Annotated in this window: 15 protein-coding genes and 1 tRNA gene; 7 read left to right on the top strand and 9 right to left on the bottom strand. The window is 67.2% G+C overall.

Annotated elements, in window-relative coordinates; translation table 11 throughout:
• Positions 1-721: 721 nt before the first annotated feature.
• The 9 genes from MFF26_RS13090 to mutY form a co-directional block, all read right to left on the bottom strand.
• Positions 722-798 (bottom strand) — tRNA-Met (locus tag MFF26_RS13090).
• Between the two features lie 122 nt (positions 799-920).
• Positions 921-2,162: a tryptophan synthase subunit beta gene (trpB, locus tag MFF26_RS13095; RefSeq protein ID WP_137831234.1), complete on the bottom strand. Its 1,242-nt coding sequence runs from the start codon at positions 2,160-2,162 to the stop codon at positions 921-923.
• A gap of 295 nt (positions 2,163-2,457) precedes the next feature.
• Complete coding sequence (locus tag MFF26_RS13100) at positions 2,458-3,123, bottom strand: phosphoribosylanthranilate isomerase (RefSeq protein ID WP_137831233.1); 666 nt, start codon at positions 3,121-3,123, stop codon at positions 2,458-2,460.
• Positions 3,124-3,143: 20 nt separating this feature from the next.
• The gene (locus tag MFF26_RS13105; protein WP_137831232.1) at positions 3,144-3,509 is read right to left on the bottom strand and encodes a LapA family protein; all 366 of its coding nucleotides are present in this window, start codon (positions 3,507-3,509) and stop codon (positions 3,144-3,146) included.
• A gap of 204 nt (positions 3,510-3,713) precedes the next feature.
• Positions 3,714-4,022 carry an integration host factor subunit beta gene (gene ihfB, locus MFF26_RS13110; protein WP_137831231.1) on the bottom strand — a complete coding sequence of 103 codons (309 nt, stop codon included), beginning with the start codon at positions 4,020-4,022 and terminating at the stop codon, positions 3,714-3,716.
• A 46-nt stretch (positions 4,023-4,068) separates the two neighbouring features.
• A complete protein-coding gene (gene sppA / locus MFF26_RS13115; RefSeq protein ID WP_137831230.1) occupies positions 4,069-5,037 on the bottom strand; it encodes a signal peptide peptidase SppA in 969 nt (322 codons plus the stop codon).
• A gap of 263 nt (positions 5,038-5,300) precedes the next feature.
• The gene (locus MFF26_RS13120) at positions 5,301-6,638 is read right to left on the bottom strand and encodes a class I SAM-dependent methyltransferase (protein ID WP_238308088.1); all 1,338 of its coding nucleotides are present in this window, start codon (positions 6,636-6,638) and stop codon (positions 5,301-5,303) included.
• A 263-nt stretch (positions 6,639-6,901) separates the two neighbouring features.
• Positions 6,902-8,614: a 30S ribosomal protein S1 gene (gene rpsA / locus MFF26_RS13125; RefSeq protein ID WP_137831229.1), complete on the bottom strand. Its 1,713-nt coding sequence runs from the start codon at positions 8,612-8,614 to the stop codon at positions 6,902-6,904.
• A 358-nt stretch (positions 8,615-8,972) separates the two neighbouring features.
• Positions 8,973-10,193, bottom strand: coding sequence for an A/G-specific adenine glycosylase (mutY, locus tag MFF26_RS13130; protein WP_137831228.1), 1,221 nt, complete (start codon positions 10,191-10,193; stop codon positions 8,973-8,975).
• 266 nt (positions 10,194-10,459) lie between these two features.
• Between mutY and MFF26_RS13135 the strand changes: the two genes are divergently transcribed.
• The 7 genes from MFF26_RS13135 to MFF26_RS13165 all read left to right on the top strand — a co-directional run bounded on the left by MFF26_RS13135 (position 10,460) and on the right by MFF26_RS13165 (position 14,707).
• The gene (locus MFF26_RS13135) at positions 10,460-10,939 is read left to right on the top strand and encodes a DUF721 domain-containing protein (RefSeq protein WP_137831227.1); all 480 of its coding nucleotides are present in this window, start codon (positions 10,460-10,462) and stop codon (positions 10,937-10,939) included.
• Positions 10,940-11,083: 144 nt separating this feature from the next.
• On the top strand, positions 11,084-11,737 hold the full coding sequence (locus tag MFF26_RS13140) for a DsbA family protein (protein WP_137831226.1): 654 nt from the start codon (positions 11,084-11,086) through the stop codon (positions 11,735-11,737).
• A gap of 165 nt (positions 11,738-11,902) precedes the next feature.
• A complete protein-coding gene (locus tag MFF26_RS13145; RefSeq protein WP_137831225.1) occupies positions 11,903-12,280 on the top strand; it encodes an AtpZ/AtpI family protein in 378 nt (125 codons plus the stop codon).
• Positions 12,281-12,367: 87 nt separating this feature from the next.
• On the top strand, positions 12,368-13,123 hold the full coding sequence (locus MFF26_RS13150) for a F0F1 ATP synthase subunit A (RefSeq protein WP_137831224.1): 756 nt from the start codon (positions 12,368-12,370) through the stop codon (positions 13,121-13,123).
• 57 nt (positions 13,124-13,180) lie between these two features.
• Complete coding sequence (locus tag MFF26_RS13155) at positions 13,181-13,408, top strand: F0F1 ATP synthase subunit C (RefSeq protein ID WP_012455237.1); 228 nt, start codon at positions 13,181-13,183, stop codon at positions 13,406-13,408.
• A gap of 116 nt (positions 13,409-13,524) precedes the next feature.
• Complete coding sequence (locus MFF26_RS13160) at positions 13,525-14,127, top strand: F0F1 ATP synthase subunit B (protein ID WP_137831223.1); 603 nt, start codon at positions 13,525-13,527, stop codon at positions 14,125-14,127.
• Positions 14,128-14,221: 94 nt separating this feature from the next.
• Positions 14,222-14,707, top strand: a complete 486-nt coding sequence (locus tag MFF26_RS13165) for a F0F1 ATP synthase subunit B family protein (RefSeq protein ID WP_171015567.1) — start codon at positions 14,222-14,224, stop codon at positions 14,705-14,707.
• Positions 14,708-14,905: the final 198 nt, after the last annotated feature.

Below are 14,905 nucleotides of genomic sequence, written 5' to 3' on the forward strand. Positions count from 1 at the left end.
GAGGAACTGTGTTGCTACTGCGGCCAAACATGTGGGCGCAGGGTCTCATATTGCTTGTTGCTGCAAGTGAAGAATGTAACGTGCAGGCCACGTATCCCCCATGATTCGATTTTGGCAGAAATGACGTCCACCTTCGTGGCTCAATAGATCGTTCTCGATCTGCCTTGGGGCGTCTTTTGAGGTTTGACGACCGATACCTTCGCCGGGCCGCTTTCCATCGTAGGGGAAGGGAACGCAGGTGCCTGCGCGCGACGCTGATCTGAGACGATAGAGGGCTGCTATAGGCTCATCCGCGCCAGGAGAGCTGAACGAAGCGATCGGCCCTGCCATTGATCGTCGTGGGTGAGGGTACCGTCGAGCGATGATGCCGGCGGGGCAACAGAGAAACCTGGGCGGCTGCCGATGTTGGCCCTGGTGGAACCCCTTCAGGATGCAGCAGCAGGCACTTTACGGCCTCAGGAACAGGAGCGGCGGTTCATGCTGCCAGGTGCTGCCAGCGCTTCCCCAGGACCTTCGGGAGAACCCGTTTTGTGCTTGGGCCTGCCACCGCCAAACACGGTGAGAGACGATCGGATCCGGAAGCATGACCCGGCATAATCTCGGTGAGATGCACCGGCAAAAAGTGCGGACGTCGCAGCTTAGGGATAGGCCGGACAGCATAAAGCCCCGGACAGTCGATCCGGGGCTTGGCAGAATCATTCGATAACTGATCGAAGAATTTTGGTAGCGAGGGAGGGATTTGAACCCCCGACACAAGGATTATGATTCCTCTGCTCTAACCAGCTGAGCTACCCCGCCACCGTCGCGGGGGGCGCTGCGGCGTCCCCCGGTGGGCGGCGATATAGGGAGAAGGTGGCGGGGGTGTCAACGGCCTGCAGCCCTCGAGCTGCAGGTTCTTCGCGGGATGCTCCGGGCGGACGTCAAAGCGTCTGGCCGAAGATGCGGGCGACTTGGGGAATATCCTTGTCGCCACGCCCCGAGAGATTGAGCACCATCAGGTGATCGGCCGGCTTTGTGGGAGCCAGCTCGGCGACCTTGGAGAGGGCATGGGCCGGCTCCAGCGCCGGAATGATCCCTTCCAGGGAAGAGCAGAGCTTGAACGCCTCCAGCGTCTCGGAATCAGTCGCCGAGAGGTAGGTGACGCGGCCGGCCTCGTGCAACCAGGCGTGCTCCGGGCCGATGCCCGGATAATCCAGGCCCGCCGAGATCGAGTGCGCGTCGGCGATCTGCCCGTCGGCATCCATGAGCAGGTAGGTCCGGTTGCCGTGCAGCACGCCCGGCTTGCCGCCCGTCAGGGAGGCCGCGTGCAGGCCGCTCTGGACACCGTGGCCGGCGGCCTCGACGCCGTAAATCTCGACCTCGCGGTCGTCGAGGAAGGGATGGAACAGGCCCATCGCGTTCGAGCCGCCGCCGATGCAGGCAATCAGCGAATCGGGCAGGCGCCCCTCCAGGGCCAGCATCTGCGCCTTGGTTTCGTGACCGATCACGGATTGGAAATCGCGCACCATCGCCGGGTAGGGATGAGGACCCGCCACGGTGCCGATGCAGTAGAAGGTGTCGGCCACGTTGGTGACCCAATCGCGCAGGGCCTCGTTCATCGCGTCCTTGAGGGTCCGGGTGCCGGACTGCACCGGTACGACCTCGGCGCCCAGCATCTTCATGCGGAACACGTTCGGCGCCTGCCGCTCGACGTCGACGGCTCCCATATAGACCACGCATTTCAGGCCGAAGCGGGCGCAGAGGGTCGCGGTCGCGACGCCGTGCTGGCCCGCGCCGGTTTCGGCGATGATCCGGGGCTTGCCCATGCGGCGGGCCAGGAGAATCTGGCCGAGCACATTGTTCACCTTGTGCGAGCCGGTGTGATTCAGCTCCTCGCGCTTGAAGTAGATTTTGGCGCCGTTGCCCTTCGGTGCCTGCGCGCGGAAATGCTCGGTCAGGCGCTCGGCATAGTAGAGCGGGCTCGGGCGGCCGATATAATGGGTGCCGTAGCTCTCCATATCCGCCTTGAAGGACGGATCGGATTTCGCGTCCTCGTAGGCCTTCTCCAGATCGAGGATCAGCGGCATCAGCGTCTCGGCCACGAAGCGGCCGCCGAAGATGCCGAAGCGGCCGCGCTCGTCCGGCCCGGTGCGGAAGGAGTTCGGTGCGGGGTTCAGGGTCACGACGGGCAGTCCTCGATCAGGCGTCAATCTTTCTGATTGCGCGTGCTAGACCCATGGGAGGCCGGCCGCAATGCGACGTCCCGTGCTTCCTGGAGCTTCGGGATCCTGTCGGGGCGGGTTTGCCGGCCAGAGACGTACTCTCGGTCGGCTCGCCTGAACCAGGTGGAAGCCTCTAGCACCGGTCCGGAATGGGCCCCGAGCTGCGAGCTGCCGATCGGCGAAGTGACGGGCTACTTTCGTTGGTCCGCGGATCGACGGCGACGGAGCCTTCTCGGCTCGTTGCGTGGGGATGTCGTTAGCCGCGTCGCCTCATTGCCGGCTGGCGACGGGCGGCGGTTACGAAGGCGGCGATGCGGGCCGGATCCTTCTCGCCCGGGCGAACCTCCACGCCCGAAGAGACATCGACCGCCGAGAGACCTGTGCGGGCCAGTGCTTCGGCGACATTGGCAGCATCGAGTCCGCCCGACAGCATCGTGTGCTCCGGCAAACGCGACTGCGCCAGCAGATCCCAATCGAAGGCGATCCCGTTGCCGCCGGGAAGCGCCGCGCCGGGAGGCGGTTTGGCGTCCAGGAGCAGCCGGTCGGCCACATCTGACCAGACCGCCAAAGCCGCAAGATCTTCGGCGCGCGCGATGCCGAGCGCCTTCATGATTGGCCGCCCACCGTGCCTACGCAGAAACGCCACGCGTTCCGGCGATTCTCGGCCGTGCAACTGGATCAAATCCGGATCGACCGCCTCGATGGCCGCCGCCAGCAGGTCGTCGTCGGGATCGACCAGGAGAAGCACACGCTCCGCCCGACCGCGCGCCCGGCCTGCGAGGCGGCCCGCCGCCTCAAGGGAGAGATGGCGGGGGCTTTTGGCAAAATGCACGAAGCCGACGAGATCGGCGCCCGCATCGAGCGCGGCGTCGAGCGTCGTCTCCGTGGAGAGACCGCAGATCTTGACGCGCACGTTCGACATCGGGACGGGAGGGTGAACGCTCAGCGCCCGGCGGGAGCCGGCAGCGCCGTGTGGCCGGAAACCGGCGCGTAGCCGGGCTCGACGCCGGGCGCGCCGAAGGTCTTCAGGGTGGCGGCTTCCTTGGCGAGACGGTCGGCCTCGCGGCGGTGGTAGCGGGCCCTCTGGCGGGTGCCGCTCTGACCGAGCCAGCTGCCGATGCCGCCGAATACGACGCCGAGGGCGACGGCGCCGAACAGCACCGCGTAGAGCGGCAGAACCGCGCTGAACAGGGGCTCCGGCGAGAACGGGTCGAAGGACAGGGTCACGGCCTGACGGTTGGCGACCGCCAGCAGCACGACCACGATCGCGACCGGCAGGAGCACCAGAGCTTTCAGGAAACGAATCATTCCAACGTGTCTCCGACGGATCGGTCTCGCCGACCCGGCCGGCGCGTACCGGGGCGACGCCCGGTGCGAGCCGCCGCGGGAGCCTGGACGGCTCGGACGGCGCGAGTGAAGGGCCTTGGCGCCCGACCGGCAACGGCGGGTGCTGTTCTCAGGGTGAGTTAGGGCGAGACACCGTCGCCGTCACGGGGCAGTTCTACAGAGGGCTCACGCCTCGGCCCGCTCCTCGCCGATGCCGGCCTTGTTCAGGCGCAGCCGCATCTCCTTGCCGGTCTTGAAGACGGGGATCGCCTTCTCGGACACGGCGACCGATTCGCCGGTGCGGGGATTGCGACCGCGCCGGGCTTCCCGGCGCTTCACCGAGAAAGCACCGAAACCGCGAAGCTCGACCCGGTCGCCCTGTGCCAACGCGTCGGCGATGGTGTCGAGGATCGCGTTGACGAGAGTCTCCACGTCCCGCTGATAGAGATGCGGATTCTGCTCGGCGATCTTGAGCACGAGTTCGGACTTGATCATACGGCCATCTTCCGGATGCGGGGCAGGTGCGGCATGCGGGGGCGGATCAGGGCGCCGGACGCCAGACGGCGAGCAGGCCGCCCTGCTCCAACGCAGCCGTCTCGGCGCCGACCGCCCGAAGCCGTGCAGCAAGTCCGGCGAAACCCGCGAAGTCCGCAGCACCGCCGAGGGATGACCAGAGGGTCAAGCCGCCCTCGGATTTTGGCTTCCAGTCGTTCACCGGCAGGTCCTTCGGCACGTCCCGCTTCTGCTCGAGCCAAACCACCGCCTGACGCTCGTCGCCGAGCTCGTCCACGAGCTTGAGCGGAATGCTCTGGCGCCCGCTGAACACGCGTCCATCGGCCACCGCCGCGAGCTGCTGCTCGTTCATGCCGCGACGTTCGGCGACGAGCCCGCGAAACCAGCCATAGGTGTCCATCACGATCGCCGAGAGGGCAGCGCGGGCCTCCGGCGAGGTCGGAGCGAAGCCCGAGGGCTCGGCCTTCAACGGCGATGACTTGACCGTCTCGACCTTCACGCCCACCCGATCGAGCAGGCCGGACACTTCGGGATATTGAAACAGGACGCCGATGGAGCCGACGAGGGCGGTCTCGCGGGCGACGATGTGATCAGCGGCAATGGCCGTGATGTAGGCGCCCGAGGCTGCCGTGCCGTCCACGAAAGCGACGACCGGCTTCTTGTCGGCGAGGGCGCGGATGTTGCGGTACAGTTCCTCCGAACCCGTCGTCGTCCCACCGGGCGACGAGATCGAGAGGACGACGCCCTTGACCGAGTCGGCCTTGCCGACGCGTTCGATCAGCTTGCGGGTGGATTCGCTGCCGGCGATGAAGCCGCCGATGGAAATGCGCGCGATTTGATCCCGCTTGGGCGCGAAGAATCGTCCCTCGCCGATCCGGGCCCGGTAGCCGACAGCGCCCACGGCAACGATGAGCGCGCCGATGCCGATCACCCGCCACAAGGTCAGCTTGCGGCGCAGACGACGGCGGTCGATCAGAAACTCGGCGTCTGCGGCCATCCGACGGTCCACTCCCTGGCGTTCGGCCTCATTCGGGCCGCCTCGCGATTCGCCCGCCGCAGGATGCGCCGCGGGATGGCGAACCACACTTGTCCATTCGGGCAACCTGCGTCCGAGCCTGGGCGTCACCCTGGCCCGACTCGCGGCCAAGTCCTTGACGCATCTGGATTCGCGCAGGCCGCTCGACCTTGCGGCCGTGTTTAGACCCGCCGATGGCGGGGCGGCAAGGGGTTGATGCCGCGGGGCGTGTCAGCGCGGGCTCTTTACCCGCGGCGGGCGTAGACCTCTTCGACATAGCCGTCGCGCAGCCAGAAGAGATTCCGGCTGAGGCGGCGATAGCCGCCGTCTCGGGCAACGAGGTCGGGCACGACACCCTGCCGGAACGCATCCGTGTTCACGGCCGCCGCTTCCTGGTTGATCGAGTAGAAGAGCGGCGCGATTTCGCGGATCCGGCCCACATACATCTCGGCCGTATCCGGCGGCATCTCCGGTATCGAATCCTGGTTGATGACGAGGTCGTATCGCTCGTCGCGATGGATCTCCCACCACGGCAGGATCCTGATCCGCGCATCGGTCTCGCCGGAGAGGGAGACGGGGAGCCCGGCCTTGAGCAGGAACCATCCCTGGATCACGTTGGTGAACGGCAGATCCAGGATCGTGTAGCTCTGCGCGGCATCGTGCAGATACCAAGCGAGGCCGCCGAATCCGCCGCCGATCTCGGCCAGTCGCGGACCGGGCCGAAGATCACGGATGCGCCGGGCAGCGTAGGCATGGCTGAAGGCGTGCTCGGGCAGGATGCTCCCGCCGAGGCGCACGCCGTAGGGCGCACCGACATTCGGAAAGGTCAGCGGAAATCCGAGCGCGGCCTCGATGCGTTCGAGTCCCGCGATGGATTCCAACGGTCGCGTGAAGTCGCCCTGTTCGGGGCAGCGGACCGGCTCGACCGCGAGGGCCTCGGCAAACCTCAGCAGGCGATCGTGCCATCCAGCGGCGAAGGTGTCGGGCGCGTGGCGGGCGAGCGTCGCGGTGGTACGGCCCATGGCGATGCCGTGCGCGAGGTGCGACTGGAACAGGTCAACGAGCATCGCGGCCAAAGCCGGCGCGTCCCCGCCGTGCAACGCCGTGTGGAAGGCCGAGAAGCCCTGTGTGCGGGCGGCCCACATTCCCTCCTCGACGGCGTCCGGCGCAGCGGCGGCGGAGTGACGCCAAGCGGCGATGAGGCGACGCGCAATTGCCTCGTCATCCCCACCGATGGCGGGTTCGGCGAACTCGATCCGCGGCAGGCTGCCGACCGCCCGATACGGATAGCGGAAGGTCCCCGCACCGACGATATCCCCGCCAAGGGCCGCCGTCGGGATCGGCAAGCGGTAGGCGCGACGCTCGCGGCGACCGAAATGGCGCCAATGTTCGGCGGCCGAAGCGATGTGGCCAGCCTCGACGGCCATGGCCACATCGGCGTTGAGATCGAGATAGAGGTCCGGGTCGAAATCGATCGGGAGAGCGTCGCTGCGTCGTCGGCCGCGCAAGAGGCCGTCAAGCCGCCTGCGAATGCCGATTCGCATCCGATCGACCGGGCCATCGTCCTGAGAGGGTTTCGACACGCGATCCTCACTCACGCCGCGCGTGGCGGGCGGTTCCCGATGACACAACAACCCGCTCGAACGACGCGACCGTACTCGCCCGGAGGGTGACTGGCATGCCCCTCCTGCTCCGAAGGGCACGGGGGACGATCAAGGCGGCATCGCCAAGAGAGGCGGACAACGCAAACGGAAACGGCCCGAAAAGCGGAGCTTTTCGGGCCGTTGGTACGGGACGTCGCGTGAGCCGAAGGGTTCCCCGGGCCGATGGCCCGGGGCACTTCGCCTTACTCTTCGTCGCCGCCCTTCTTCTTATTGAAGGCGGCACCGAGGATGTCGCCGAGCGAGGCACCCGAATCGGCCGAGCCGAACTGGGCCATCGCTTCCTTCTCCTCGGCGACTTCGAGGGCCTTGATCGAGACCTGCACGCGGCGGGCCTTGCGGTCGAACTGCACCACGCGGGCATCGACCTTCTCACCGGCGGCGAACCGCTCGGGGCGCTGGTCGGCACGGTCGCGGGCGAGCTCGGCGCGACGAATGAAGGTCTGCATGTCGGTGTCGACGAGCTTCACTTCGAGGCCCGAATCCTTCACCTCGACGATCTCGCAGGTGACGATCTGGCCCTTCTTGATCTCGCCGGCTTCCGCGAAGGGATCGCCGCCGAGCTGCTTCACGCCGAGCGAGATGCGCTCCTTCTCGACATCGACGTCGAGAACCTGGGCGCGCACGATATCGCCCTTCTTGTACTCCTCGATCACCTGCTCGCCGGGACGGTTCCAGTCGAGATCCGACAGGTGAACCATGCCGTCGACATCGCCCTCGAGGCCGATGAACAGGCCGAACTCGGTCTTGTTCTTGACCTCGCCCTCGACCTCGGAGCCAACCGGGTGCTTCTCGGCGAAGGCGTCCCAGGGGTTCTGCAGGGTCTGCTTGAGGCCGAGCGAGATGCGGCGCTTGACCGAATCGACTTCCAGGATCTGCACCTCGACCTCCTGAGAGGTAGAGACGATCTTGCCCGGATGGACGTTCTTCTTGGTCCAGCTCATCTCGGAGACGTGGATCAGGCCTTCGATGCCCGGCTCCAGCTCCACGAAGGCGCCGTAATCGGTGATGTTGGTCACGCGGCCCTTGAGCTTGGCACCCTCCGGGTAGCGGGCGGCGATGCCCTCCCACGGATCGGCGAGCAGCTGCTTGATGCCGAGCGAGATGCGGTGCGTCTCGTGGTTGATCTTGATGATCTTGACCTTCACCGTCTGGCCGATGGTCACGACCTCGGACGGGTGGTTCACGCGGCGCCATGCCATGTCGGTGACGTGCAGCAGGCCGTCGATGCCGCCGAGATCGACGAAGGCGCCGTACTCGGTGATGTTCTTGACGACGCCGTCGATGACCTGACCTTCCTCAAGGTTGGCCACCAGCTCCGAACGCTGCTCGGCGCGGCTCTCCTCGAGAACGGTGCGGCGCGACACGACGATGTTGCCGCGACGGCGATCCATCTTGAGGATCTGGAACGGCTGGGGTGTGCCGAGCAGCGGGGTCACGTCGCGCACCGGGCGGATATCGACCTGCGAACGCGGCAGGAACGCCACGGCGCCGTCGAGATCGACGGTGTAGCCGCCCTTGACCTGGTTGAAGATCGTGCCGGTCACGCGCTCATTGGCCTCGAAGGCCTTCTCGAGCTTGACCCAGCTCTCCTCGCGGCGCGCCTTGTCGCGCGAGATGACGGCTTCGCCGAGCGCGTTCTCGATGCGGTCGACATAGACCTCGACCTCGTCGCCGACGGCCAGATCGCCGTCGCGGCCGGGGCCGTTGAACTCCTTGAGGGCGACGCGACCTTCGGTCTTGGCGCCGATGTCGATGACGGCGACGTCCTTCTCGATCGCGACGACGCGACCCTTGACGACCGAACCTTCGGTGATCTCGTGATTGAGGAAGCTCTCCTCAAGCAAGCTCGCGAAATCTTCGCGGCTCGGCTGGAAAACGTTCAGACCAGCGGACATTCTCTCTCCTAGATGGCCTCCCGCGGGAGGCCGCGTCGACGGCAAGTGTGGCAAGGACCCCCGTCATCGCCGGCCGCCGGATGGAACGATCCGGTCGAGCCAACCTCCTCTCGGAGGGCCGACGCATGCTGAAACAAGCGATGGTCGAGGGCCGACATCCCCGGCGGGAACGAAAGACGGATCGGGGTGCGCAGGGCACCGCGATCCTGACGGTTCCGAAAGGGAAATCGGCGGGACGGATAACCGATCCGGCGCCTGGGCGCAACGCCGGGTTGGCCTGCTCCTGCCGTGCTCCCGCGGATCGGCATGCACGCGCGCGATCCGAGTCCCGGTCGGGGCGGCACCATTGGTTCTTGGCTCAGCGCGTCTTGAGGGGCTTGGGCGCCTTCTTGACGATCCGCGCCAGGTCGGACGGCCGGGATGAGGGCGGCTTCGGCAGCGGTCCGCGACGCTTGGCCGGTTCGGGCTCGGGCGGGGTGGCGAGATCCGGTTCTCGCGGGGGTGGCACCGATGCCGTGGTGACCGGGGCCGGGCCGGTCAGTGCATGGGCCAGCACCTTCTTCATCGCTCCTGGCAACGGCTCCGTATCGAGCTTCTCGCGGGGCGTGAAGCGCATGCCGTCCGGGGCCACCGTGCCCGCCGCGACGCGGGCGAAGAACACCGTCAGTTCCAGCGGGAAATGCGTGAAGCCGTGCTTCACGACGCCCGGAAGACGCTTCCATCGGGCATCCAGCGGTGCGTCGAGCAGGCCCTTGGCCGGATCGTAATCGGGCAGCCATGGACTGCCCGGCGGTTCGGCCATGGCCCCGAGCAGACCTTCTGCCGGTCGCGTGCGCAGGAGGATCGCCTCGTCGCCGGCCCTGAGGGCGACGAAGGCGGCGCCCTTGCGCAAGGTCCCCTTCTCCTTCTTCACCTTGCGCGGAAAGGTCTCCTGCAAACCTTCGGCGCGGGCGTGGCAGGGGCGCATCCACGGGCACAGTGCGCAAGCGGGGCGTCGCGGCGTGCAGAGCGTCGCCCCGAGATCCATCACGGCTTGCGCGAAATCGCCCGGTCGGTCGTACGGCACGAGCGCTTGCGTGAGCGCGCGGATCTGCGGACGGGCCGCGGGCAACGGCGTCTCGATCGCATGGAGGCGCGTCATCACCCGCTCGACATTGCCATCGACCGCCGCCGCGGGGCGATTGAAGGCGATGGCCGCGATGGCGCCCGCCGTGTAGGCGCCGATGCCGGGGAGCTTGCGCAGGCCCTCCTCGGTATCGGGGAAGCGTCCGGCTGTGGCCACCGCCTTGGCGCAGGCATGGAGATTACGCGCTCGGGAATAGTAGCCGAGCCCGGCCCAGGCGGACATCACCGACTCCTCCGGGGCGGCGGCGAGCGCATCGACGCTAGGAAAGAGCGTCAGGAACTTCTCGAAATACGGTTTGACCGCCGCAACCGTCGTCTGCTGCAGCATCACTTCCGAGAGCCAGACGCGGTAGGGGTCGGAGCGCTGTCCCGGCAGGGCGCGCCAGGGCAGCGCGCGGCGGTGCCGGTCGTACCAGGCGAGCAGGTCGTCGGCCGAGGCGGCGGGCGCGGACATGGCGCGAACCCTTAGCCGGGCCGCGCCGACCGCAAAAGCGGTCGGGCTATCCACCGGGACGACAAAAATCCGCGACGCACCGTCTTTCCGGAAGAATCGGCGGCTCGCCGCGCAGGGCGCCGGGCTCGCGTCGTGATCGGCGCGCGAACTGCAAATCGAGAGGAACCGGTAGGGAAGATCGGTCACACAGGCGTCCCGGCCCCGCGCGACTCCCGACGCGCACGACCTTGGGCTACAATCCCGTTCCCTCACCCACCGGATCTCCGATGGCGCGCGCGAAACCCCTGGCCGAATTGATCGGTGACTGTGTCGGTCCCGCCTTCGCCGCGCAGGGTTTCGCCTCGGCGGACATCCTGGCGGTCTGGCCCGGCATCGTCGGATCGCGCCTCGCGGATGCCTGCCAGCCCGTCAAGCTCGAATGGCCCCGCCGCGCCCGCCGCGACGCCGAGGGGCGTCCGGAGCCCGGCACCCTGGTGGTTCGGGTGGAGGGCGCCTTCGCTCTCGAACTCCAGCATCTCGCCCCGGTGGTGATCGAGCGGGTCAATGCGCATTACGGCTGGGCCTGTATCGGCAAGATCGTGCTCCGGCAGGACCGCCTGCGCCGGCCCCTCCGCCGCCGACCGGTCCCACCCCTGGATCCCGCCCGGCGCGGCGAGGTGGCCTTGGCGGTCTCGCGCATCGAGCACGATCCCCTGCGCGACGCCCTGGACCGGCTCGGCATCGCCGTGGTGGCCGGACGCACCTGAGACCGGGGCTGCCTCGCGCGCGCTCGCCGTGGTAAGGGGCGCTCGACCCGTGCGGCGACGCGTCCGCGGCCCGTGCGACGCCGTTCCGCCTATACCTCGCATGTCCCGGGCCCGGATTGGGCCCCCAAGGAGCCCGTCCCTGCCATGATCACCCGGCGCGACGCCCTCAAGACCACCGGTCTCGCCCTCGGCGCGGCCATCCTCATGCCCCGCCTCATTGCCGATGCGGTGGCGCAATCGGCGGACACGGCCGCCCTGATGCAGCCGGGTCCGCTCGGCGACGTCTGGCTCGGGCCGGCGGATGCCAAGTGCACGATCATCGAATACGCCTCGCTGACCTGCTCGCACTGCGCCCATTTCCACGCGACCACGTATCCGGTCCTGAAGGAGCGCTACATCGATACGGGCAAGGTGCGCTTCACGCTCCGCGAGTTCCCGCTCGACCCGCTGTCGACGGCGGCCTTCATGCTCGCCCGCTGCGACGGGAACGACAAGTATTACCCGATCTCCGATCTCCTGTTCGATCAGCAGCAGAACTGGGCCTTCGTGCGTAAGCCGCAGTCTCCGGTCGATGCCCTCGAGCAGATCGTGCGGCAGGCGGGCTTCTCGAAAGAGAAGTTCGAAGCCTGCTTAAAGGATCAGAACACCTACGCGGCCATCAATGCGGTGAAGACCCGCGGCCTCGAAACCTTCAAGGTCGATTCCACACCGACGTTCTTCATCAACGGCACCAAGCATAACGGCGCGTTGTCGATCGAAGAGATGGAGAAGATCATCAAGCCGATCATCGGCGCGTAGCCGATCGGCCTCGAAAAGGTGCGGAAAAACTCGGATTGCTATGCAAAATCAACGGCTTAAGCTGAGCCAGCCGCGCCTTGACTCGTCAGGATGGCGAAACTATGGTGCGCCGCGCCGAGGGGGCGAGCCTTTTCCCTCCGCTCCCGACGACATGTGGGGTCGCCCGTGAGCGGCGATCCTTCAGGCAGCGGGAGTGGGCCGGGTGGGGCTCCCGACGACGGCGATCTCTCCGCGAGGCTCAGACGTCTCGAGACGCAGCTCGAGGGCAGGCGGCCGAAAGCCGCTCCCGGCGGGCCTGCGCGCAACGGTGCGCCCGGCGGATCGGCTCCGCTTGGGCAGGCCATGCGCCTCTCGACCGAGTTCATCGCGGGCGTGATCGCCGGAGGAATTCTCGGATACCTGTTCGATCATCTTCTGGGCACCAAGCCCTGGGGAATGATCGTGTTGCTGATGCTCGGTTTCGTGACCGGTATCTACAACGTCATGCGGGTGAGCGGCTTCAGCGGCCAGAAAGCTGAGAAAGATCGACCGGAAGGGTCTTGAGACTCGCCCGGCATCGTGTAAGGGCGACGCGCAACACGGGAGCCGCCAGGCGCCCGGCGCGACTCGAAGAAGGGCGGAAGCGAGCACATGGCGGTCAGTGTCGACCCGATCCACCAGTTCGAGCTGCAGCCGCTCGTCTCGCTGGGGCATATCGGCAACCAGCAGATCGCGTTCACGCAATCGGCTCTCTACATGTTCGTTGCGGTGGGCATCATCGCGCTCCTCACCATCGTGGCCACCTCGGGCCGCTCCGTGGTGCCGGGTCGCCTGCAGGCGCTGGCCGAGACCCTCTACGAATTCATCGCCGATACGGTTCACCAGGCGACCGGCGCCGAGGGCAAACGCTTCCTGCCGCTGGTGTTCTCCCTGTTCATGTTCGTGCTCATCCTGAACCTGCTCGGGATGATCCCCTACGCCTTCGCGGTGACGAGCCATCTGATCGTCACCTTCGGCCTCGCCCTGGTGGTCATCCTCACCGTGGTGATCTACGGCGTCGCCAAGCACGGCACCCACTTCCTCGGCGTGTTCGTCCCGTCGGGCGTGCCGAAGCCGCTGCTCCTCATCATGGTGCCGATCGAGATCGTGTCGTTCCTGTCGCGTCCGATCAGCCTCTCGGTGCGTCTCTTCGCCAACATCCTGGCCGGTCACATCGCGCTGAAGATCTTCGCCTTCTTCGTGGTCCAGCTACTGGTGGCCGGCGCCTGGGGCGTGCTCTCGCCCCTGCCGCTCGCGCTGACCATCGCGCTGACGGCTCTCGAGTTCCTCGTCGCGGCCCTCCAGGCTTACGTCTTCGCGACGCTCACGGCGGTCTATCTCGCCGACGCCCTTCACCCCGGCCACTGATCCTCATCGGTCGGACCCTTCCCCCGAGAACCCTCGTTCGAACCTCAGGAGTGTTTCATGGATCCCGTCGCTGCGAAGTACATCGGCGCCGGCCTCGCCTGCCTTGGCATGGCGGGCGCCAGCATCGGCCTCGGCAACCTGTTCGGCCAGTTCTATTCGGGCGCCCTGCGCAACCCGTCGGCCGCCGATAGCCAGCGCACCAACCTCCTCCTCGGCTTCGCGCTCACCGAGGCGCTGGGCATCTTCTCGCTGCTGGTCGCCCTGCTGCTGCTCTTCGCCGTCTGACGCGTCGATTATCGGGGGAGCGGGAGGTCGCGCCTTCAGCCGATCTTCCCTCCCCCGCTCGCTGATCCGGCCGCTCCGCCCGCGGAGCCGGCCTTCCGACGTCACCGGACAGGGCCATGGCCGAGAAGAATCCCCTCACGACCCCCTCCCCGAATGCGGATACCAAGATCGTTCCGCCCGGGAGCACCCAGACCCATACCGAGCATGCGCCCGGCGGGCACGGCGCGGCCTTCCCGCCCTTCGAGAGCCATACCTTTCTCTCGCAGCTGATCTGGCTCGCTCTGGCCTTCGGCCTGCTCTACTACCTCATGTCCAAGGTGGCGCTGCCCCGCATCGAGGCGATCCTCAACGACCGCTCGAACCGGCTCTCCGCCGATCTCGACCAGGCGCAACGCATGAAGGCCGAGGCCGACGCCGCCGGCGCCGCCTACGAGAAGTCCCTCCGCGAGGCGCAGGCCAAGGCTCAGGGCATCGCTCAGGACACCCGCAATACCCTTTCGGCGGAAGCCGATGCCAAGCGTAAGACGCTCGAGGCCGAGCTAAACCAGCGGTTGGCCGCCTCCGACGCCACGATCCGCGCCCGCACCGCCGAGGCGATGGGCAATGTCCGCTCCATCGCCGGTGAGACCGCCTCCGCGATCGTCGAGCGGCTGACCGGTCAGGCGCCCGATCCGGCGACCCTGAACCGGGCCCTCGACGCCACGCCCGCGCTGAACTGATCCCGAGGGCCGGCCATGGTGCCGGCCCCGCTCGACGAACCGGACCCGGGCCGACGCACCGGGACAGGCCGACCAAGGGTTTGAGACCGACATGCTGTTGACCGCAGAATTCTGGGTCGCCGTCGCCTTCGTGGCGTTCCTGGCCATCGTGTGGAAGGTCGGTGGCTTCGGCATGATGACCGGCGGGCTCGATACCCGCGCCAAGCGCGTGCGTCACGAACTCGACGAGGCGCGCCGCCTTCGGGAAGAGGCCGCCGCCGTTCTCGACGACTACAAGCGTCGTCGCGCCCAGGCCGAGAAGGATGCCGAGGCGATCGTTGCAAGCGCCCGCGAGGAGGCCGAGCGCCTCGCGGCCGAGGGTCAAGCCCGTCTGAACGATTTCGTCGCCCGCCGCACCAAGTCCGCCGAATCCAAGATCGCGCAGGCGGAAGTCCAGGCCGCCGCCCAGGTCCGTGCCGCCGCAGCCGATGCCGCGGTGAGGGTTTCGGAGACGATCCTCCGCGAGCGGCTCCAGGGGGCTGCCGCACAGGACCTGCTCCGTGCCAGCCTCGGCGACGTGAAGAGCCGCCTTTCTGCCTGAACCGTCTCGCAAGAAACCGTTTCGGCGAACGCCCGGCCCGGTGCCGGGCGTTTTGCTGTGTGCAAGAACCTATGCGGTGCTGCATTCGATGACGCTCCTGTGAAAATTTTTGACGGAAGTCGCAAAATCAGCTGCGCTTGGCCTGTCATGCTCCGCCGTGTAGGAATGGACTCGAAAAACACCCCCGTGCATGCCGAC

This window comes from Methylorubrum suomiense (genome assembly GCF_022179765.1).
Classification (GTDB): Bacteria; Pseudomonadota; Alphaproteobacteria; order Rhizobiales; family Beijerinckiaceae; genus Methylobacterium; species Methylobacterium suomiense.